The following is a 17,618-nucleotide window of genomic DNA, read 5'->3' on the forward strand; positions in this document are numbered from 1 at the left end:
GGGTTTCGGCCGGTGCGGCGAGAGTGCGTGCCGGGCGCCGTGGGTGCTGTGCGGGACTTTCGAAACACCCCCTAGCCGCCCAGCCGGTTCACCGCGTCGAGCACCGGCGTCACCCCGTCCTCGCTCCGGATGCGCACCCCCAGCGCCCGCGCCCGCTCCCCGTACCCGGGTTCACGCGTGGCCCGTACGAGCGCCGAGGCCAGCGCGTCGGCCGTGAGGCGGCGCAGCGGCAGCGTGCGCGGGGCCACGCCCAGGCCGACCAGCCGCGCCGCCCAGAACCCCTCGTCGAACTGGATCGGCACCGGAACGGCCGGCACCCCCGCCCGCAGCCCGGCCGCGGTGGTGCCCGCCCCCGCGTGGTGGACGACCGCCGCCATCCGCGGGAAGAGCAGGGAGTGCGGGACCTCGTCGATGGTCAGCATGTCGTCGCCGGAGGCCTCCAGCCCGGCCCAGCCCCGCTGGATCACCCCGCGCAGTCCGGCCGCCCGCAGGGCGCGCACGATCTCGGCGCCGAGCCGCCGCGGATCGGGCACGGTCGCGCTGCCCAGCCCGACGAAGACCGGCGGCGGTCCGGCGTCGACGAACTCCTCCAGCCGGGACGGGAGCCGGGCCTGACCGTCGTACGGCCACCAGTAGCCCGTCACGTCGAGCCCTGCCCGCCAGTCGCGCGGCCGGGCGACCACCAGCGGACTGAAACCGTGCAGCACCCGCCAGCCCTGCCGCTCCCGGGTCCGCAGCCCCGCGGTGGTACGTGCGCGGGGCAGCCCCAGCCGGGCCCGCACGGGCGGTACGGCCGCGGCGAAGACCTGCTCGACGGCCAGGCTCACACCCACCCCGGCGACCCGGTTGCCGAGGGGCCCCCAGGAGCCGACACCCAGCATCGGCGGTGCGAACTCCCGGGTGGGGGAGAGGGGTTGGAGGTGGACGCCCATGCTCGGCAGGGACAGCCCCTCGGCGATGGTGTGCCCCAGCGGGCCGAGGGAGGCGGCGAGGAGCAGCGCGTCGCTGGTGCGGGCCGCCGCCACCAGGTCGTCGGTCATCCGCCCGGCCAGCGCCCGCGCCATCGCCACCACCCGCACCAGCTTGCCCACCCCGGTCGCGCTGCGGTGCAGCCCCCGCCCGCGAGCTGACTCCAGCTCCGCCAGTGGGTCCACCGGCAGCGGATGGAACCGCAGCCCCGCCCGCACCGCCAGCGGCTCGAACCGGGCGTGGGTGACCAGGGTGACCTCGTGTCCGGCACGGGCCAGGCCGTGCCCCAGGCCGGTGTAGGGGGCCACGTCACCCCGGGATCCCGCCGTCATGATCGCTACGCGCACGACGGCCAGTATGGCGGAGAGGGTACGCCGTCCCGGGCGAACGACCCGTGCACAACGGCGAGTTCACCCTTGTCACGTCCGTTGACTTGCCCCTCCGGTGGCTCTACGTTCGGCGCGCACACCGTTCGAAGAACCGATCTCCGTTCGAAATCTCGACCGTCTCGGGTGTTCTTCCCGCGCGAAGGAGCCGCATGTACCCCCCACCGCGTTCCCCCCGATCGGCCGTCAGAGGCCTGATGCAGCGCTGCAGAGCCACGGCCGTACGCGCCCTCGTCCTCGCCCTGACCGCGACGGCCGCCCTGCTGTTCGTCCAGCCGGCTCCTGCGCTCGCGGCGACGGCCCGTCAGATACCGGTGCCCACCGCCCCGATGGGCTGGGCCTCCTGGAACAGCTTCGCCGCGAAGATCGACTACAACGTGATCAAGCAGCAGGTCGACGCGTTCGTCGCCGCGGGCCTGCCCGCGGCCGGGTACACGTAGTGGGACTGCAACGGCCAGGCCATCGTAGATCGCGGCCGTGTCCTCGCCGCTCGGCAGCTCGTTGCTCGCCGTGATGGCCCCGATCGGAGGGCAGCGGATCGGCTCGCCGCCGCTCTCGGGGTGATAGATCCGCTCGTTGAGGAAGCCCAGCGTCTCGTTCAGCGCCGCCGTGGAGCACTTGAAGATCTCGTCGATGAACGCGACATGCGCGGTCGTGGCGCGGCCTTCGTAGACCTGGCGGTACTCGCCCCGGGCCAGCGCGGCGACGTCGACGGGACCGAACATCCTGGTCGGCGCGGTGAACTTGGACAGGAGGATCTCCCAGTACGACGCCCCCTCGACCCGGCCCGTGAGCTCCCGGGCCAACTCGGACTTCGCCGTTCCGGGCGGGCCGAGGACCAGCGAGTGCTGTCCGGCCAGCAGCGTCACCACCAGAGTCCGCACCACGTCGGCCCGCTCGTAGAAACGGTCCGACAACTCGTCGCTGATCGCCCGCAGTCTCTTGGCCGTGTCCTGCGCGTCCATGGCCAACTCCTTGCCAGCGGCGCCCCGGTCGGGCTGAAGAGACGGGCCTGTGTCCGAGCAAGACAACTTGACGGCCGCGCTCGCCCCCGGGACGGGAGCGACGAGCGTCACCCAAGACGGGTGTGACGATCACGAAGGTGCCGGACACGAACGGAACATGAGCAACGACGAGGACTTCGCCGCTGCCTATCGCGAGCACTACTGGGCGGTCAGCCGCTACGTCGCGCGGCGGTTGGACGGGCGTACCAGCGAGGTGGAGGAAGTGGTGGCGGACGTGTTCACGGTCGCCTGGCGCCGCCGGGCCGACCTTCCGGCGTCCCCCCTGCCCTGGCTGTACGGCGTGGCACGCAACTGCCTGGCCAACGCGGTACGCGGCCACGGACGCCGCCGCCGGCTCGTCGACCGGCTCGGCAACGACGACACCGTGCACGGGCGGCACCTCGCGGCAGGCCCCGACGCCGAGACACCGGGCGGCTGGGTGCACGACGCGCTCGCCCGGCTCTCCCCGGCCGACCAGGAGGTACTGCGCCTGACGGCCTGGGAGGAACTCGGCATCGACGAGGTGGCCGTCGCCCTCGGCTGCGGACGACGGGCCGCGTCGATGCGGCTGCACCGGGCCCGCCGCCGGCTGAGAGCCGAGATCGACCGTCTCCACCCCGCGCTCGCCGCCGGCGCACACCCGTCCAACCCGTCGAAGGAGCACGGCCATGGCTGACGAACTGGAACTCCTGCGCCGCGCCAACCCGGTCCCGGTCGACGCCCCCCACTTCGGCGACGGGCCCCTGGACCATCACGCCGAGCGGCAGCTGAACCGGCTCCTGCACGGGCAGACCCCCGGCTCCCGCAGCCGCGCCCGGCTGGCCTGGGGCCTGGTCGCCACCGCCGTCGTGGCCGCCCTCGCGCTGACCCTCGTACTCGGCGGCCCGAACACACCCCCCGCGGTCGCGGCTCCCCGCCCGCTGGTCGTGCGGGCCGACTCCGCCCTCGTACCCCTCCAGCTGCTGGCCGAGCGTGCCGGGCAGGACGCGGCCGACGGTTCGCCCGGGCTGCGCAAGGGCACGCACGTCCTGACGTGGAGCATGGGAATGGCGGAGGACAAGCCCCCGGTCACGTTCGCCGAGGAGCGGATCGTGCGCTGGAAGGCCGACGACACGCACACGGAACTGGTCGTGGCGACCGACCCGAGGCATCCCGGCCGGCCGGTCCTGTCCGACGAGGACGGCGAGCCCCGCCTGGTGGCGGACGGGCACGTCATCAGCAGACAGACCTTCGGGCCGAGCTGGAGCGACGCGCCACCCGAGTCGGCGCCGCCGCACGACCCGACGCGGCTGCGCGCCTATCTGCAGGAGGCGGGGTATAGCGATACGCCGCTCAGCACGCCCCAACTGCTCGACTCCGTCGGCGTGTTGCTCGGTCACTGGACCCTTGGCGCCCGCGAGAACGCGGCGCTGGCCCGGCTCCTCGCGGACGCCGAGGGGCTGCGGCCGGTCGGTCAGGTGACCGACCGCCTCGGCCGGCGTGGTCAGGCGTATGTGTACGACGGTTCCGGCGCCCGCCGGATGCTGATCATGGACCCGGCCACGGGCGCCGTCCTGGGGCTGGAGAGCACCGCCACCGTCGCCGAGCCCGAGTGGGGCCTCAGGACCGGCGACGTCATGGAGTACAGCGCCTGGATGCGCTGATCACACCCCGAGTTGCCGGGTGGCCGCGTCCACGGTCTGCTCCAGCAGCGTGGCGATCGTCATCGGACCGACACCGCCCGGCACCGGCGTGATCAGAGAGGCCCGTTCCACGGCGGAGTCGAAGTCGACGTCACCGACGTTCCCGGCGTTGTACCCGGCGTCGACCACCACGGCGCCGGGCTTGATGTCCTGGCCCCGGATCAGCCGCGGCCGGCCCACGGCGGCGACCACGATGTCCGCCTCGCGGACGGCCGCGGACAGGTCCCGGGTGCGGGAGTGGCAGTAGGTGACGGTCGCGTCCCGGGCGAGCAGCAGCATGCCGACCGGTTTGCCGAGGATCGCGCTGCGGCCCACGACCACGGCCCGCTTGCCGGCCGGGTCGACGTCGTACTCGTCGAGGAGCCGCATGATCCCGCCCGGCGTGCAGGACACGAAGCCCGGCAGGCCGAAGCTCATCGTGGCGAAGGAGGAGAAGGTGACGCCGTCGACGTCCTTCTCGGGCGCGATGGCCTCGAACGCGGCCCGCTCGTCGATGTGGGCGCCCACCGGATGCTGGAGCAGGATGCCGTGCACACCGGCGTCCTCGGACAGGGTCCGCAGGGTGCCGACCAGTTCCTCGGTGGTCGTGGCGGCGGGCAGCGCCACGTGCCGCGACTCGATGCCGGCCTTGCGGCAGCGGTTCTGCTTCATCCGGACGTAGGTGACGGACGCGGGGTCCTCACCCACAAGGACGGTCGCCAGGCAAGGAGCCTCTCCCGTACGTTCCGTGAGGTCGGCCGCCCGCTTGGCGGTGTCCTCCAGGGTGCGCCGGGCGAGCGCGGTGCCGTCCATGAGCCGGGCCTGAGACATGATCCACTCCTGAGCTGAGTCGACGGGATCGCCCAGGCGCACGGCATTCGTTTACGGCGGGCCGCTCCCCGGTGGTGCTCCACCTCAGCGCCAGTCACGGCCCGCCGACAGCCTAACCTCCTGCTTCGGCTACTCGTCCCAGGCCTGGACCATGGTCTGGTCGGCGATCTTCCCGTCCCGCAGCGACACCATCGACTCGGAGAACACGCGCACCCCGTCGGAGTACTCGCAGCTCTCGGTGAAGGCGACGCGGTCTTCCTGGACGACGCACTGCTCAAGCTTGTGCGCCTTGATGTCGCGGCTGTACACGTCCTCGAGCATCTCGCCGATCTCGTCCCGGCCGTGCAGGACCTTGGGGTGGCTGGGCTGGGTGTTGCGGTCCACGACGCGTATCTCCGCGTCGTCCGCGTAGAGCGACAGAAGATTCGCCGCAGTGTGTCCTTCGATGGCCCGACGCAGGGTTTCGGCGTCGAAGCCGGAGCGTGCCGCACTGCCCATGATGTGACCTCCTTCAAAAGGCCGCGGCCCGGCGAGGAGCGGGCCGCGAGGGGCCTCTCCCTTCGAGGCTCCTCCGCCCCGGCGGGCTCGGCAAGCGCAGTCCGCGCGCTGCGCCTCACGGGTGAGCGGCGGCGGCCGCCCGTGTCCGGCAGGGCTCCCTCGGCGTTGCTGAGGGCATGATCTCAACACGACGTATCGTCGCCGCCGTGGGTCTCGCCGTCGGGGTCACCGGCCTCGCCGCTCCGCTCGCGAACGCGGCCGACGCGGCTGCTCCGTGGTACCGGTCAGCTGAACCCCATCGCCACGCTCGACTCGCTCGTCGTGAGCGACATCCCCGCGGAGCACCGGGGCGAGATTCCGCGGATCTCGGCGCAGCTGGCCGGGCTCAACCGGGTCAACGACCTGAACCAGCTGCACCAGGTCACCGACCTCGTCGCCCCCGTCACCGGGCTGCTGCCCGCTGTCCGGGGCTGACCGTTCTCGCCTGTTGCCCGAGGGCCGTCCGGATCCTTCCGGGCGGCCCTCGACGCGTGTCGGAGTCTCAGCACGCGGGGGCGGGGTCCAGGAAGTGGAAGCCGGGCCGGGGGTGCATCAGGAAGTCGTGGTGGGAGATGTTCCACGCGTAGGCACCTGTCAGCGAGAACGCCACCCGGTCACCGGCCTTCAGCCCGGGCGCGGGCACGCGTCGGGCCAGCACGTCCTTCGGTGTGCACAGCTGTCCGGCCAGGGTGAACCGGTCGCCCACGGACTCGGATCGCGGCCAGGGATGCGGCCAGGCGTCCACCGGCAGTACGGAACACGGCTGGTCGTGCCCCTTCGTCGCCGGGGTGCGCAGATGGTGGGTGCCGCCCCGGACGACGGCGAACTCCTCGCCGTGACTGCCCTTCACGTCCAGTACCTCCGTGGCGTACCAGCCGCAGTACGCCGTCAGGGCTCGCCCCGGCTCGATGCGCAGGGTGAGTCCGGGGTGCGCCTCGCTCAGCCGGGCGAGGCCCTTGCCGTACGCGGCCCAGTCGAAGCGGAGCTCCGGACGGGTGTAGTCGACGGTCATGCCGCCGCCGACGTTCACCTCGGCGAGCGGCACACCGAGGTCCGTCGCCCACGAGACGACGGACTCGGCCACGGCCAGCTGCTCGGCTGCCTCCAGGCCGCTCGCCAAGTGGGCGTGGATGCCCCGCAGTTCGAGCTGCGGGTAGGTGCCGTCGGCGAGCGCGCGGACGGCTTCGAGAGCCTGGGCGGGGTCCATACCGAAGGGTGTGGGCCTGCCGCCCATCGCCAGCGAGCTGCCCGCCAACGAGCCGTCGGCGACCGGCAGGTTGACGCGGGGCAGCACCGGCACCCGTCGCCCCGGAGCGACGCGCCGCGCCAACTCGGCCAGCATGCGCAGCTCGTAGGTGCTCTCCACGTGGAAGCGTTCGACTCCCCGCTCCAGCGCGGCCGTCACCTCGTCCGGCGTCTTGCCGGGACCCCCGAAGGCGAGCGGCCGACCCGGTACCGCCCCGGCGACGTGGGCGAGTTCGCCGCCCGAGGAGACCTCGTAGCCGTCGACGTACGGGCCGAGCGCCCCGAGGATCTCCGGCTCGGGGTTGGCCTTCGCGGCGTAGTACAGCTCGACCCGCTCCGGGAGCGCGGCCCGCACGGCCGCGGCGTGGGTGCGCAGTGCCGCCAAGTCGTAGAGGTAGGCGGGGAGTTCAGTGGAGGGAAGGGACAGGATGCGGTCGCGGACCGCGGGCGTCGGATCGGTCATCGGGTGCTCCCGGTCGTGTCGCGCAGGATGCCCTCGGCGAGAGGGGACGGCAGCCGGACGTATCCGGCCGCGCGGTCGGCCTTGCGCTCCCAGCGGGTGAGCAGGTTGGCCTTGGCGGGCAGCGGCACCCCGGCGAGCAGGGCGGCCAGGCGCGGCGGACAGCCGCTCCGGTCGGCGTACGCCCGCAGGGTGTCCCGCATCCGGCCCCACAGCGCGGCCTCGGCCCGCGGGTGCAGGTCGGCGAGGGCGGCGAGCAGCTCGGCGGCATGGTTGACCAGCAGGCAGTACACCACCCGGTCCCAGCCGCGCTGTGCGTCGTACGTCATCGGACCCGCGACCTCGGGCGGCAGCGCGGCGAGCGTGTCCGCGTGGTGCTCGGGGACCAGCTTGGCGCCCTCCAGGTCGCGGAAGAGGACCTGGGCGGGCATGCCGTCGCCGTCGACGCAGATGAGGACGTTCTGGAGGTGCGGCTCCAGGACCAGTCCGTGGTCGAAGTAGGCGGCCAGGACCGGTGGGAGGAGGAGGCCGAGGTACGCCGACCACCAGTCCAGGGCCCGCCGCTCGTCCGCGCCGTCGAGGAGGCGGGAGATGTGGGCGGCGCCGGTCGGGTACTCGTCGGCGACCGCGGCTGCCAGCAGGGGAGTGGTGCCGGGCGCGAGCCGGCGCGGCAGGCCTTCGCGGACGATGACGCCGAAGCCCTCCAACAGCGCGCGGTCCGGTGTCCCGTCGGGGCCCGGGAGGGCGAGCGAGCGGTAGGCGGGCTCGCGGAGCACGGCGCTGCCGGGGAAACGCTCGGCGAGGTCGGCGAGTGCCGGGGCCAGGGCGCGGGTGAGGGCGACCGCGCCGGACAGCTCGTAACTGCTGTTCTTGCGCAGGCAGTTGGTGATCCGCACGTTGAGGCTGAACTTCAGGAACGTCTCGCCGTCGTACAGGGTGCGCACGGAGGCGGTGGCGGCGAAAGGCTGTCCGCCGGGTCCGAGGTCGAGGATGTCACCGGCCGCCAGGGCGGCGCGCAGCGCGGGGTGCTCGCCGAGTGTCTCGTACTGCCAGGGGTGGGCGGGCAGCAGCCGGTAGCCGTCCGGGACGTCCTCGCGCTGCCGGTCCAAGGGGGCGACGGCCGCGGGGTCGGCGTACTCCTCGGCGATCAGGTGGCTGCGGACCGCGAGGTGGCGCAGCGGGAAGGCGGCGCCCGCCTCCGGGGCGTACGCGGCCCACGCGCGCGGGTCGCCGGTGCGGGCCTTGGGCGTGGGGTGGAAGCGGTGCCCGAACAGCAGCGACTGCTCGGAGGCGAGGTAGGCCGACAGCCGGTCGTCCGGGGCTCGGTCGGTCCGTACGGCGGTCAGGGCGGTCGTGATCGCCGAGTGGCTGGAGGCGATCTGCTCCAGGAACTCCTCGTTGCGCACGCCGGTGCGCAGCCACAGCTCGTCGTGGGTGTACTCGGCCAGGCGTCGCCAGTCCATCTCCGCCCAGCCGCCCTCGCGCTGCTCGCTCACCGGGCCGGTGAACCGGTGTGCGCCCAGCAGCGAGGTGCGGCGCAGGGCGACGCGCAGCAGGACACCGCGGCGCGGCAGCCGCAGCAGCAGCCGGCCGTCGGTCACGACGGACTGGCGTTCGGGGCCGGACACCTCGCGCAGCAGACAGTTGAGGAGCGTGTGGGCCACCGCCTCGTCGGCGGTGGGCAGTGCGGCGGGAGCGACGGGCGTCCGCCCGGGCTCGAGCGAGGTCGAGAGCTTCGGGGAGCTCGCGGGCGAGTGGGTCAGCGAGGGCATCAACGGCTCCAGCGGGTGCGGAACTTCAGCGGGGGGAAGGTGACGGCGGCAGCGGCACCGCCGGTCAGTACGGGTGCGGCCGGACCGAAGCGGGCACTGCCCACCGCCGCGGCCACGCCGGCGGCGACCGCGCCGGCCTTGGAGAAGAACTCCAGCGAGCCGAACAGCCCGCCGGGTGCGCGGCCCCGGGCGCAGTCGGCGGCCAGTACCTGGAGGCAGACCAGTCCGAGGGTGAGCCCGGCACCCAGCAGCAGCCGTTTGCGGCCGTAGCGGTCCGCCAGCCGCCCCCACAGCGGCGCGGCCGGCGCGCCGAACACGGTCGGGACGACGTAGAGCACTCCCGCCCAGCGAGCGTTCCGGTCACCCAACCCGGGGAGGATCTCGGTGAGATACGGCGGCGTCCCCAGCGCCGCGAAGGACGCCGCGAAGGACGCCGCGAAGCAGCAGCCCGCCACCGCGTGCACCCGGCGCCGGCCGAACGAGGACCGTGGCAGGTGCAGGGCCTCGGCGCTCATGCCGAATCCCGGGCGTTCAGCAGGTAGTTGGGGCCGGTGGTGTAGTGCTTGTTGATGTCGGTGGCGCCCGACCGCTCCTTGGACAGCAGTGTCCCGGCCGTGACCATCGCCTTCACCGGCAGCGTCGGCGCGTCCAGCACGCGGGCGCGCAACACCGCCCCGGCCTCCCCTGCCTCTGCCGCGAGTCTGTCGACCGCCTCCGTCAGCCGCTCCCGCACCAGCCCCAGCAGCGCGGTCAGCGGGGCGCGACCCCGCCGGGCGAGCCCGAACGCGTAGGCGCCCGCGCACAGATGGACGGTGATGGTGGCGAAGAGGTCCGCGACCGGCCCGTAGCCCCGGCCGAGGGTCCGCACGTCGTCGAAGCCCCACGGCCCGGGGAGTACGGCGTCCAGCCGCTCGGTGTTGACCCGGGGACCGTCGTTGTCCTTGAACAGCAGCCGCACACTGCCCGGTCGCAGCACCAGCGAGATGTTCTGCTGATGCGACTCCAGCGCGATCCCGTACCCGAACAGGGTCGTCTGCCAGTCGAACAGCAGCGTCAGACAGGCGTCGAGGAGAGCGAGGGGGTCCCCGTCGTGGAAGCGGTCGGCGAGGTGATCGACCACCGGCCGTCCGTCGGGGGCCTCGGCGAGGAGCCGCCATCGGTACGACCACCGAGTCGTCGAGCCCGGCCGGGTACCGGCGGCACAGGACGGCGAGCAGCTCGTGCCCGGCGTGTGCGTACGTCGTCTCGTCGGCGTGCAGGATGGTGTCCCGGAAACGGGGTTCACGGGCGATCACCGCCTCCAGCACCGCTGCCCCACCGCACCGTCCACGAGCGTCCCGGGCTTGACGGACCGTTTGTTGCGCAGGCCCAACGTGGCGGTGGCCAGGGGCAGTTTGAGATGCAGGGCCGGATCCGCGACCGTTGCCACGGTACGCATCGACAGCGTCGGAACGACATCGAGGTGGGGCCGGTCGACGAGCACGGCACTGTCCGCGAGGCCGGTGGTCCGCAGCGCCTCGTCCAGCGGGGCACCGAGCGTCAACGGGTGGACCGGTAACGTCACATGGGTGCTCTGCCGCTCGGGCAGACCGAGCACCGTCGGCGACGGCCAGACCTCCGGAAGCGCCCCCGTCAGAGTGACCGCGTCCCGGGGCACGGCGAGCCAGCGCAGCGCGAACCGGGGATGGAACTCGGGTGCGTACGCGCGCAGTTGGGCATCGGTGAGCCCCGCACGTCCGCGTGCCGTCGGGTAGACGGGGTGGTCGAGCCGGGCGGCGAGTGTGTCGTAGGCCAGGCCGGCGGTCAGGCCGGTCCAGCGTGCCGGGTCGGCGCCGTGCCGGGCGGTCAGCAGCCCGGCCACCCGCGTCCGCGTCGCCGCGTGCAGCCGCAGTGTGGCCAGCGTCTGCCGGCACTCCTCGGCGAACGCGTCGAAGCCGCCCCGGTCCTCGGGCTCGGCGAGCGCACGCAGCGCGCCGAGCACGCTGTCGTACGAGCTCAGCTCGACGCCGTCCGACTCGCGCACGAGGAGCGGCAGCCGGGCGGCGTACACGCACTGGTAGCCGTCCTCGGCGACCGGCAGCAGCAGAGCGTCGCCTTCCGGTGTCGCCAGGCGCAGCCAGTCGCCGTCCGGCCGGTGCGCGAGCGTGCTCCGGGTGCGCAGCCCGACCACGTCCTCGCGCAGAAGGGCGCTCAGCACGCGGGTGAGCAGCTCCGCAGCGCAGGGGTCCGTGGCCGTCGGCGCGGTCACGGCTGGATCTCCCAGCGCCGGGCGGCCAGGAACTCGGCCGAGATGCGGTCCACCGTCGACTGGTCGGTGCCGGTGGCCCGCAGGACACCGAGATAGTCCCGGTTGGTGCGGTACAGCTCGTGCCGCTCGCCCACCGCCCGCAGCGGACGGTACGTCAGATGAGCGCCGTTGACGGTGAGTTCGGTGGCGGCGGGGGCCCCGACGAGGGTTCCGGCGCGGTCGGCGCACGGGTACTCCACGCGCGCGGCCCCGTCACGGCGGGCGCCCAGGCCGGCGGGGAGCGGCTCGCCCAGGTGGGTGCGCAGGATGTGCTCGAAGAGCGGCACCTCCAGCAGCCGGGCCAGCAGCAGGTCGCACTGGTCGCCGATGGCGCGGTAGTTGACCTCGATGATCCGCGCCCGGCCCGCGTGCAGCACGAACTCGGTGTGACAGGCCCCGAACCCGACGCCGAGCGCGTCCAGTTGCGCCAGGACCTGCGTGACGACCGGCTCGGGGTGTGCCGGGACGAAGGTCATGCTCTCCTCGACGAAGTACGGCGGCGCCGACAGCTGGGTGTGGAAGCCGCCCAGGACATGGCGGGCGGCGCCGTCGCCGAGGGTCTCCAGGGTGTACAGCTCGCCGGGGAGGTACTCCTCCACGACCAGGACGGCACCCGGGCGCCGGTCCAGGATCTCCTTGGAGCAGGCGACCAGTTCTTCGGCGTTCTCGACCAGGACGACGTCCTCGCTGGCCACACCCTCGCGCGGCTTGACCACACAGGGGTACGGCGCGACGAGCGCGGCGGGTTCGGTGAGCTCGGCCGACCACACGCGGTCCACGCCGGCCGCGGCGAGCCGGCGGCGCATCTCGGCCTTGTCCTTGGTGCGCAGCGTGGCCCGCCAGTCCTTGCCGGGGAGGCCGAAGTAGGCGGCGGCCAGGGCGGCCTGGGTCTGGAGGTGGTCGCTGTTGGTGAAGACGGCGTCGGGCCGGTGGTGCGGGGAGATCCGGGTGATCACGGCCCGGAAGTCACGGACATCGCACTCCAGGATCTCGACGTCCGGATACGTGGCACGGTGCGCGGCGGGCTGGTCGGTGAGGACGGTGACGTCCAGGTCCAGCCGGGCGGCGGCGGGCAGAAAGCCCTCGGTGACGGAGTCGGTCGGGTTGAGGGCGAGCAGGTACAGACGCATGACTGAGAAACAACTTCCGCTAGCGGGCGGGGGCCGGGGCGAGCCGCGTCCGCGAGCATCTGATCCGCGCCCCGCGCAAGGGCTCCGAAACCGGCCGGGAAGAGAGGCATGTGCCTGAGGGCACGAAAGGGCACACCTGTGTCGGGTGCGCCTGGGTGGGTCGCAGTCACGAGGCGTGAGCTTAGGTGAGGCTTGCTTTAGTTCTCAATGGCCATGGCGCCCTTGTGACGTGCGGGTTCTGCGGTCACGGCAGGAGAACCCCTTGATCGGCTCACCGTGATCTTATGGGTAAGGTAAGCCTTGCCTACCTTGATCCGCCGATTTCCTGCTCTGGAGCGCCGATGTCCGTGGCCCTGAAGACCCCGCCGGACCGTGCCGTCTCCCACGCCCTCGCCGACGCGTACCGGCGACTGTCCGACGTCTGCGAGGCGCTCGCCGTACGGATCGGGGAACCGGGCGACGAGACCGCTCAAGTAGGCGTGTCGGCAGCGGAACTGACGTCGGATCCCAGCGCGCTGGACACCTTCGTCGACGCCGAGGCGGCCCGGATCGAGGACCGCTACGGGATCGTCCCGCGCCGCCATGTCGCCGCCTCCCGCGCCCTGCACGACTACGCCTGGTCCGTCGGGCTGCTGATGGGCGGGGTCTGGTATCTCGACCGGCGGGTGCCCCGGATCCGCCCCGAGGATCTCCGCCTGGACCTCGCCTCCGGCAGCTTCGTGATCACCCCCGGCGGCGAGCTCGCCTGTCTCGCCGGCGACCCCGTGGCCGCGCTGCCCGGTGTACTGACGCTCCGTCAGGAGGAGCAGCTGCGGGCCGCGTTGAGGATGGCGGTCGCCGATCACATGCGCCCGCTGCTGGCCGCGATCGGCCCGACCGTACGACGCGGCGCGCGCACCCTGTGGGGCATGGTCTCCGACGACCTCGTCTCCGGCATCTGGTACCTCGGCCGGATGCTCGGCCAGGAGGGCGACGCCCTGCGGGCCGCCACCGAGGTGCTGCCGGCACCCGTGCCGCCGTACCCTTCCGGCGCCGACTTCCGCCAGCTGGTCGGCGACGACGGCCGACGGCACGTCACCCGCACCCGCGCCGGCTGCTGCATGTTCTACGCGATCCGCCCGGCCGAGGCCTGCGTGACCTGCCCCCGCACCAACGACGCGGAACGGCTGCGCCGACTCGAGAACTGAGCGGCCGGACGGCTCACCCGGCCGTCGCGAGGAACTGCGTGGCGGCCAGCTCCGCGTACAGCGGGTCGGCGGCGACCAGTTCACGATGGGTGCCCACGGCCCGTACCCGCCCCGCGTCCATCACGACGATCCGGTCCGCCATGGTCACCGTCGACAGCCGGTGCGCCACCACGAGCACCGTCGTCGTACGGGCGACATCCGCGACGGTGTCGCGCAGCGCCGCCTCGTTCACCGCGTCCAGCTGCGAGGTGGCCTCGTCCAGGAGCAGCAGGCGCGGGCGCCGCAGCAGGGCGCGGGCGATGGCGACCCGCTGGCGCTCGCCGCCCGACAGCCTGGTCCCGCGATGCCCGACGAGCGTGTCGAGACCGGCGGGCAACCGGGCGACCATGCCGTCGAGCCGGGTCGTCTTCACCACCCGGGCGACCGCGTCCTCGTCGGCCTCCGGGTTGCCCAGCAGCAGATTGTCCCGCAGCGAACCCGACAGGACGGGGGCGTCCTGTTCCACATAGCCGATGGCGGAACGGAGCCGGGGCAGATCCCAGTCCGCGAGGTCCCGGCCGTCCAGCGTCACGGTCCCGGACTCCGGGTCGTAGAACCGCTCGATGAGCGAGAAGACGGTGGTCTTGCCCGCCCCGGACGGTCCGACGAACGCCGTCATGCCCTGCGCGGGCACGGCGAACGTCACCCCGTGATGGACGTACGGCAGGTCGTCGGCGTACCGGAACCGGACGTCCTCGAAGGCGACGGACGCGGGTTCCGCGCCCGTGGACGGCAGCGGCGCGGGCTCGGCCGCCGGTTCGGCGGGCAGCCGCATCGCTTCCTGGATGCGGGTGAGGGCGGCGGCGCCCGTCTGGTACTGCGTGATCGCGCCGACGACCTGCTGGATCGGCGACATGAGGTAGAACACGAACAGCAGGAACGCCACCAGCGTGCCCACGTCGATCGCCCCGGTCGCCACCCGCGCTCCGCCGGCCGCGAGCACGGTGATGAACGCGATCTGCATGGCCAGCCCCGCCGTGTTGCCCGCCGCCGCCGACCACTTGGCGGCCCGCACGCTCTGCCGCCACGACTCCTCGGCCGCCTCGTGCAGCGTCCGCTCCTCCCGGTGCTCGGCGCCGGACGCCTTCACCGTGCGCAGCGCGCCGAGTATCCGCTCCAGCGAGGCCCCCATCACCCCGACCGCGTCCTGCGCCTGCCGGCTCGCCCGGTTGATGTGCGGCACGATCACCCCGAGAACCGTGCCCGCGCCCGCGATCACCGCCATCGTCACGCCGAGCAGCACCGGATCCACCAGGCCCATCATGACCACCGTCGCGACCATCGTGAGCCCGCCGGTGCCCAGGCCCACCAGCGAGTCCGTGGTGACCTCTCGCAGCAGCGTGGTGTCCGAGGTGATCCTGGCCATCAGGTCGCCCGGTTCGCTGCGGTCCACGGCCGCGATCCGCAACCGCAGCAGATACGACGACAGGCTGCGCCGCGCGCCGAGCACCACCGACTCGGCGGTACGGCGCAGCACGAACGAACCCAGCGCCCCCAGCGCCGCGTTGGCGATCACCAACCCCGACATGAGGACCAGCCAGCCGGTGATGGCCCGGTCGTGCGACAGGTCGTCGATCAACTCCCGTGCCACCAGCGGCAGCATCAGCCCCGTGGCCCCCGTGACGAGCGAGAGCGCGGCGCCCGCCAGCAGCGCCCACCGGTGCGGCCGTACGTATCCGAGGATCAGCCGCCACGCGGGCGGTCCGGTCTCGGTCTCTGCAATGCTCACGGCACTCCTTCTGGCCTGCGGCGGGCGGGGCATTCAGGCTACGTCGGCGCCCCGGACGGATTCCCGGCGCGAGGCCGGCACCTGCTTTGTAAGGATGTCGTGCTGTTACTGATCAGTTGTGCGTAGGGTCGGAGCAGGGACGGACACGAGTCGATGGAAGGGGCCGGCACCATGGCGCAGGAAGTACGCGGCGTGATCGCACCGGGCAAGGACGAGCCGGTGCGAGTGGAGACGATCGTGGTGCCGGACCCCGGCCCCGGTGAGGCCGTGGTGCAGGTGCAGGCCTGCGGGGTCTGTCACACCGACCTCCACTACAAGCAGGGCGGCATCAGCGACGACTATCCCTTCCTGCTCGGGCACGAGGCGGCCGGTGTCGTCGAGTCGGTCGGCGAGGGGGTGACCGACGTCGCCCCCGGCGACTTCGTGATCCTCAACTGGCGTGCGGTGTGCGGGCAGTGCCGGGCCTGTCTGCGCGGCCGGCCGTGGTACTGCTTCGACACCCACAACGCCGACCAGAAGATGACCCTCGCCTCGACCGGCCAGGAACTGTCCCCGGCGCTCGGGATCGGCGCGTTCGCCGAGAAGACCCTGGTGGCGGCCGGCCAGTGCACGAAGGTGGACCCGTCGGTCTCGGCACAGGTGGCGGGCCTGCTCGGCTGTGGCGTGATGGCCGGAATCGGTGCCGCGATCAACACCGGCCAGGTCGGCCGCGGGGACACGGTCGCCGTCATCGGCTGCGGCGGCGTCGGCGACGCGGCGATCGCCGGGGCCAACCTGGCGGGCGCGGCGAAGATCATCGCCGTCGACATCGACGACCGCAAGCTGGAGACCGCGCGCTCGATGGGCGCCACCCACACGGTCAACTCCCGCGAGACCGATCCGGTGGAGGCGATCCGTGAGCTGACCGGCGGGTTCGGCGCGGACGTGGTCATCGAGGCGGTCGGCCGCCCGGAAACCTACAAGCAGGCGTTCTACGCCCGCGACCTGGCCGGGACGGTCGTCCTGGTGGGTGTGCCCACCCCGGAGATGAAGCTCGAACTGCCGTTGCTGGACGTGTTCGGGCGCGGTGGTGCGCTGAAGTCGTCCTGGTACGGCGACTGCCTGCCCTCCCGGGACTTCCCCATGCTGATCGACCTGCACCTCCAAGGCCGCCTGGACCTGGGAGCGTTCGTGACCGAGACGATCGGACTCACCGACGTGGAGAAGGCCTTCGAGCGGATGCACGGCGGCGACGTCCTGCGCTCGGTGGTGGTGCTGTGATGGCCGCCCGCATCGAACGCCTCGTGACCTCCGGGCAGTTCACGCTCGACGGCGGCACCTGGGACGTCGACAACAACGTGTGGATCGTCGGCGACGACCACGAAGTGATCGTCATCGACGCCGCCCACGACGCCGACGCCATCGCCGAGGCCGTCGGCGACCGCCGGCTGACCGCCATCGTGTGCACCCACGCCCACAACGACCACATCGACGCCGCGCCCGCCCTCGCCGAGCGCACCGGAGCCACCATCTGGCTCCACCAGGACGACCTGCCGCTGTGGAAGCAGACCCACCCGGACCGGGACCCCGACGCCTGGCTCCAGGACGGCCAGGTCATCGAGGCCGCCGGCGCCGACCTGCGCGTCCTGCACACCCCCGGGCACGCGCCCGGCGCGGTCTGCCTCCACGACCCGGGCCTCGCCACCGTCTTCACCGGCGACACCCTCTTCCAGGGCGGGCCCGGCGCCACCGGCCGCTCCTACTCCCACTTCCCGACGATCATCGACTCGATCCGCGACCGCCTGCTGGCGCTCCCGCCCGAGACGAAGGTCCTCACCGGCCACGGCGACCCGACGACCATCGGGGCGGAGGCCCCGCACCTTCAGGAGTGGATCGCCCGTGGCCACTGAAGAAGCCGCTGTGCCCGCCGACGAAGCCGCCGCGCCCGCCGACGACGTCGTGCGCCTGCACGGTGTGGGCGTCCTGCGCTGCGCCCCCGACGGCCCGCCCCTCGACGGCGAGCGGGCGGCGCTCGACCTCATCGGCGACGCGTTCGGACGTGACGCGCAGGTCGTCGCCGTCCCCGCGGAGCGCGTGGCCGAGGAGTTCTTCCGGCTGCGGTCGGGGGTCGCGGGCGAGGTCATGCAGAAGTTCGTGAACTACCGGCTGCGCCTCGCCGTCATCGGCGACGTCTCCCGGCACGTCACCGGCAGCACGGCTCTGCGGGACTTCGTCCACGAGACGAACCAGGGCGGCCACATCTGGTTCGTGGCGGACTTCGACGCACTGGAGGACAAATTGCGCGCGGCCGGGTGACCTCGCCCTGAAAGGCGACAGAAGATGTCCGGCTTACCCGCCACCCTCGTAGCGAGACCGATCGCAGCGCAGGGAAACGGGAGGCC

At 72.8% G+C, this 17,618-nt stretch carries 15 protein-coding genes, 2 pseudogenes and 1 riboswitch; of the genes and pseudogenes, 7 read left to right on the top strand and 10 right to left on the bottom strand.

The features are described from left to right. Nucleotides 1-71: 71 nt before the first annotated feature. Complete coding sequence (locus AC5P09_RS25805) at nucleotides 72-1,301, bottom strand: glycosyltransferase (RefSeq protein ID WP_493876240.1); 1,230 nt, start codon at nucleotides 1,299-1,301, stop codon at nucleotides 72-74. Nucleotides 1,302-1,306: 5 nt separating this feature from the next. Further along, nucleotides 1,307-2,320 (bottom strand): AAA family ATPase, encoded by a 1,014-nt coding sequence (locus AC5P09_RS25810; protein WP_493876152.1) that lies wholly within the window; start codon nucleotides 2,318-2,320, stop codon nucleotides 1,307-1,309. Nucleotides 2,321-2,477: 157 nt separating this feature from the next. Between AC5P09_RS25810 and AC5P09_RS25815 the strand changes: the two genes are divergently transcribed. Beyond that, nucleotides 2,478-3,035 (top strand): RNA polymerase sigma factor, encoded by a 558-nt coding sequence (locus tag AC5P09_RS25815; protein WP_493876153.1) that lies wholly within the window; start codon nucleotides 2,478-2,480, stop codon nucleotides 3,033-3,035. Then, a complete protein-coding gene (locus AC5P09_RS25820) occupies nucleotides 3,028-4,002 on the top strand; it encodes a CU044_5270 family protein (protein ID WP_493876154.1) in 975 nt (324 codons plus the stop codon). Before AC5P09_RS25815 ends, AC5P09_RS25820 begins: the two co-directional genes overlap by 8 nt. Here AC5P09_RS25820 and AC5P09_RS25825 read toward each other — a convergent pair whose 3' ends face one another. Both AC5P09_RS25825 and AC5P09_RS25830 read right to left on the bottom strand, forming a co-directional pair. Continuing rightward, nucleotides 4,003-4,851 (bottom strand): bifunctional 5,10-methylenetetrahydrofolate dehydrogenase/5,10-methenyltetrahydrofolate cyclohydrolase, encoded by an 849-nt coding sequence (locus AC5P09_RS25825; RefSeq protein WP_493876155.1) that lies wholly within the window; start codon nucleotides 4,849-4,851, stop codon nucleotides 4,003-4,005. A gap of 23 nt (nucleotides 4,852-4,874) precedes the next feature. Then, nucleotides 4,875-4,959: riboswitch (ZMP/ZTP riboswitch) on the bottom strand. A gap of 21 nt (nucleotides 4,960-4,980) precedes the next feature. Beyond that, complete coding sequence (locus AC5P09_RS25830; RefSeq protein WP_493876156.1) at nucleotides 4,981-5,349, bottom strand: nuclear transport factor 2 family protein; 369 nt, start codon at nucleotides 5,347-5,349, stop codon at nucleotides 4,981-4,983. 176 nt (nucleotides 5,350-5,525) lie between these two features. Between AC5P09_RS25830 and AC5P09_RS25835 the strand changes: the two are divergent. Continuing rightward, a pseudogene (locus AC5P09_RS25835) lies at nucleotides 5,526-5,823 on the top strand (hypothetical protein). A gap of 67 nt (nucleotides 5,824-5,890) precedes the next feature. Here the strand turns inward: AC5P09_RS25835 and AC5P09_RS25840 are convergent. The 5 genes and pseudogenes from AC5P09_RS25840 to AC5P09_RS25860 form a co-directional block, all read right to left on the bottom strand. Next, nucleotides 5,891-7,096, bottom strand: a complete 1,206-nt coding sequence (locus AC5P09_RS25840) for a type III PLP-dependent enzyme (protein WP_493876157.1) — start codon at nucleotides 7,094-7,096, stop codon at nucleotides 5,891-5,893. Continuing rightward, entirely contained in the window at nucleotides 7,093-8,865 is a 1,773-nt protein-coding gene (locus tag AC5P09_RS25845; protein ID WP_493876158.1) for an IucA/IucC family protein, read from the bottom strand. Before AC5P09_RS25845 ends, AC5P09_RS25840 begins: the two co-directional genes overlap by 4 nt. After that, nucleotides 8,865-9,380: a hypothetical protein gene (locus AC5P09_RS25850; RefSeq protein ID WP_493876159.1), complete on the bottom strand. Its 516-nt coding sequence runs from the start codon at nucleotides 9,378-9,380 to the stop codon at nucleotides 8,865-8,867. The genes AC5P09_RS25845 and AC5P09_RS25850 overlap by 1 nt, the downstream gene beginning before the upstream one ends. 17 nt (nucleotides 9,381-9,397) lie before the next feature. Continuing rightward, nucleotides 9,398-11,128, bottom strand: a pseudogene (locus tag AC5P09_RS25855) (IucA/IucC family protein); the annotation flags it as partial. Then, complete coding sequence (locus AC5P09_RS25860) at nucleotides 11,110-12,282, bottom strand: ATP-grasp domain-containing protein (RefSeq protein ID WP_493876160.1); 1,173 nt, start codon at nucleotides 12,280-12,282, stop codon at nucleotides 11,110-11,112. The gene AC5P09_RS25860 and the pseudogene AC5P09_RS25855, both read right to left, overlap by 19 nt. 341 nt (nucleotides 12,283-12,623) lie before the next feature. Between AC5P09_RS25860 and AC5P09_RS25865 the strand changes: the two genes are divergently transcribed. After that, entirely contained in the window at nucleotides 12,624-13,469 is an 846-nt protein-coding gene (locus AC5P09_RS25865) for a (2Fe-2S)-binding protein (protein ID WP_493876161.1), read from the top strand. 13 nt (nucleotides 13,470-13,482) lie between these two features. Here the strand turns inward: AC5P09_RS25865 and AC5P09_RS25870 are convergent, their stop codons facing one another. Next, nucleotides 13,483-15,237 carry an ABC transporter ATP-binding protein gene (locus AC5P09_RS25870; RefSeq protein WP_493876162.1) on the bottom strand — a complete coding sequence of 585 codons (1,755 nt, stop codon included), beginning with the start codon at nucleotides 15,235-15,237 and terminating at the stop codon, nucleotides 13,483-13,485. A 171-nt stretch (nucleotides 15,238-15,408) separates the two neighbouring features. Between AC5P09_RS25870 and AC5P09_RS25875 the strand changes: the two genes are divergently transcribed. Genes AC5P09_RS25875 through AC5P09_RS25885 form a run of 3 tightly spaced genes read left to right on the top strand, consistent with a single transcriptional unit; the run spans nucleotide 15,409 to nucleotide 17,532 of the window. Next, nucleotides 15,409-16,497 (top strand): S-(hydroxymethyl)mycothiol dehydrogenase, encoded by a 1,089-nt coding sequence (locus AC5P09_RS25875; protein ID WP_307679013.1) that lies wholly within the window; start codon nucleotides 15,409-15,411, stop codon nucleotides 16,495-16,497. Continuing rightward, nucleotides 16,497-17,126, top strand: coding sequence for an MBL fold metallo-hydrolase (locus AC5P09_RS25880; RefSeq protein ID WP_493876163.1), 630 nt, complete (start codon nucleotides 16,497-16,499; stop codon nucleotides 17,124-17,126). Before AC5P09_RS25875 ends, AC5P09_RS25880 begins: the two co-directional genes overlap by 1 nt. Next, the gene (locus AC5P09_RS25885) at nucleotides 17,116-17,532 is read left to right on the top strand and encodes a DUF4180 domain-containing protein (RefSeq protein WP_493876164.1); all 417 of its coding nucleotides are present in this window, start codon (nucleotides 17,116-17,118) and stop codon (nucleotides 17,530-17,532) included. The genes AC5P09_RS25880 and AC5P09_RS25885 overlap by 11 nt, the downstream gene beginning before the upstream one ends. Nucleotides 17,533-17,618 lie beyond the last annotated feature (86 nt).

It is taken from the genome of Streptomyces sp. a15, assembly GCF_059026085.1.

Coding starts and splice junctions, on each gene's coding strand:
- AC5P09_RS25805 (WP_493876240.1), bottom strand. CDS start 1,301: ATGACGGCGGGATCCCGGGGTGACGTGGCCCCCTACACCGGCCTGGGG.
- AC5P09_RS25810 (WP_493876152.1), bottom strand. CDS start 2,320: ATGGACGCGCAGGACACGGCCAAGAGACTGCGGGCGATCAGCGACGAG.
- AC5P09_RS25815 (WP_493876153.1), top strand. CDS start 2,478: ATGAGCAACGACGAGGACTTCGCCGCTGCCTATCGCGAGCACTACTGG.
- AC5P09_RS25820 (WP_493876154.1), top strand. CDS start 3,028: ATGGCTGACGAACTGGAACTCCTGCGCCGCGCCAACCCGGTCCCGGTC.
- AC5P09_RS25825 (WP_493876155.1), bottom strand. CDS start 4,851: ATGTCTCAGGCCCGGCTCATGGACGGCACCGCGCTCGCCCGGCGCACC.
- AC5P09_RS25830 (WP_493876156.1), bottom strand. CDS start 5,349: ATGGGCAGTGCGGCACGCTCCGGCTTCGACGCCGAAACCCTGCGTCGG.
- AC5P09_RS25840 (WP_493876157.1), bottom strand. CDS start 7,096: ATGACCGATCCGACGCCCGCGGTCCGCGACCGCATCCTGTCCCTTCCC.
- AC5P09_RS25845 (WP_493876158.1), bottom strand. CDS start 8,865: ATGCCCTCGCTGACCCACTCGCCCGCGAGCTCCCCGAAGCTCTCGACC.
- AC5P09_RS25850 (WP_493876159.1), bottom strand. CDS start 9,380: ATGAGCGCCGAGGCCCTGCACCTGCCACGGTCCTCGTTCGGCCGGCGC.
- AC5P09_RS25860 (WP_493876160.1), bottom strand. CDS start 12,282: ATGCGTCTGTACCTGCTCGCCCTCAACCCGACCGACTCCGTCACCGAG.
- AC5P09_RS25865 (WP_493876161.1), top strand. CDS start 12,624: ATGTCCGTGGCCCTGAAGACCCCGCCGGACCGTGCCGTCTCCCACGCC.
- AC5P09_RS25875 (WP_307679013.1), top strand. CDS start 15,409: ATGGCGCAGGAAGTACGCGGCGTGATCGCACCGGGCAAGGACGAGCCG.
- AC5P09_RS25880 (WP_493876163.1), top strand. CDS start 16,497: ATGGCCGCCCGCATCGAACGCCTCGTGACCTCCGGGCAGTTCACGCTC.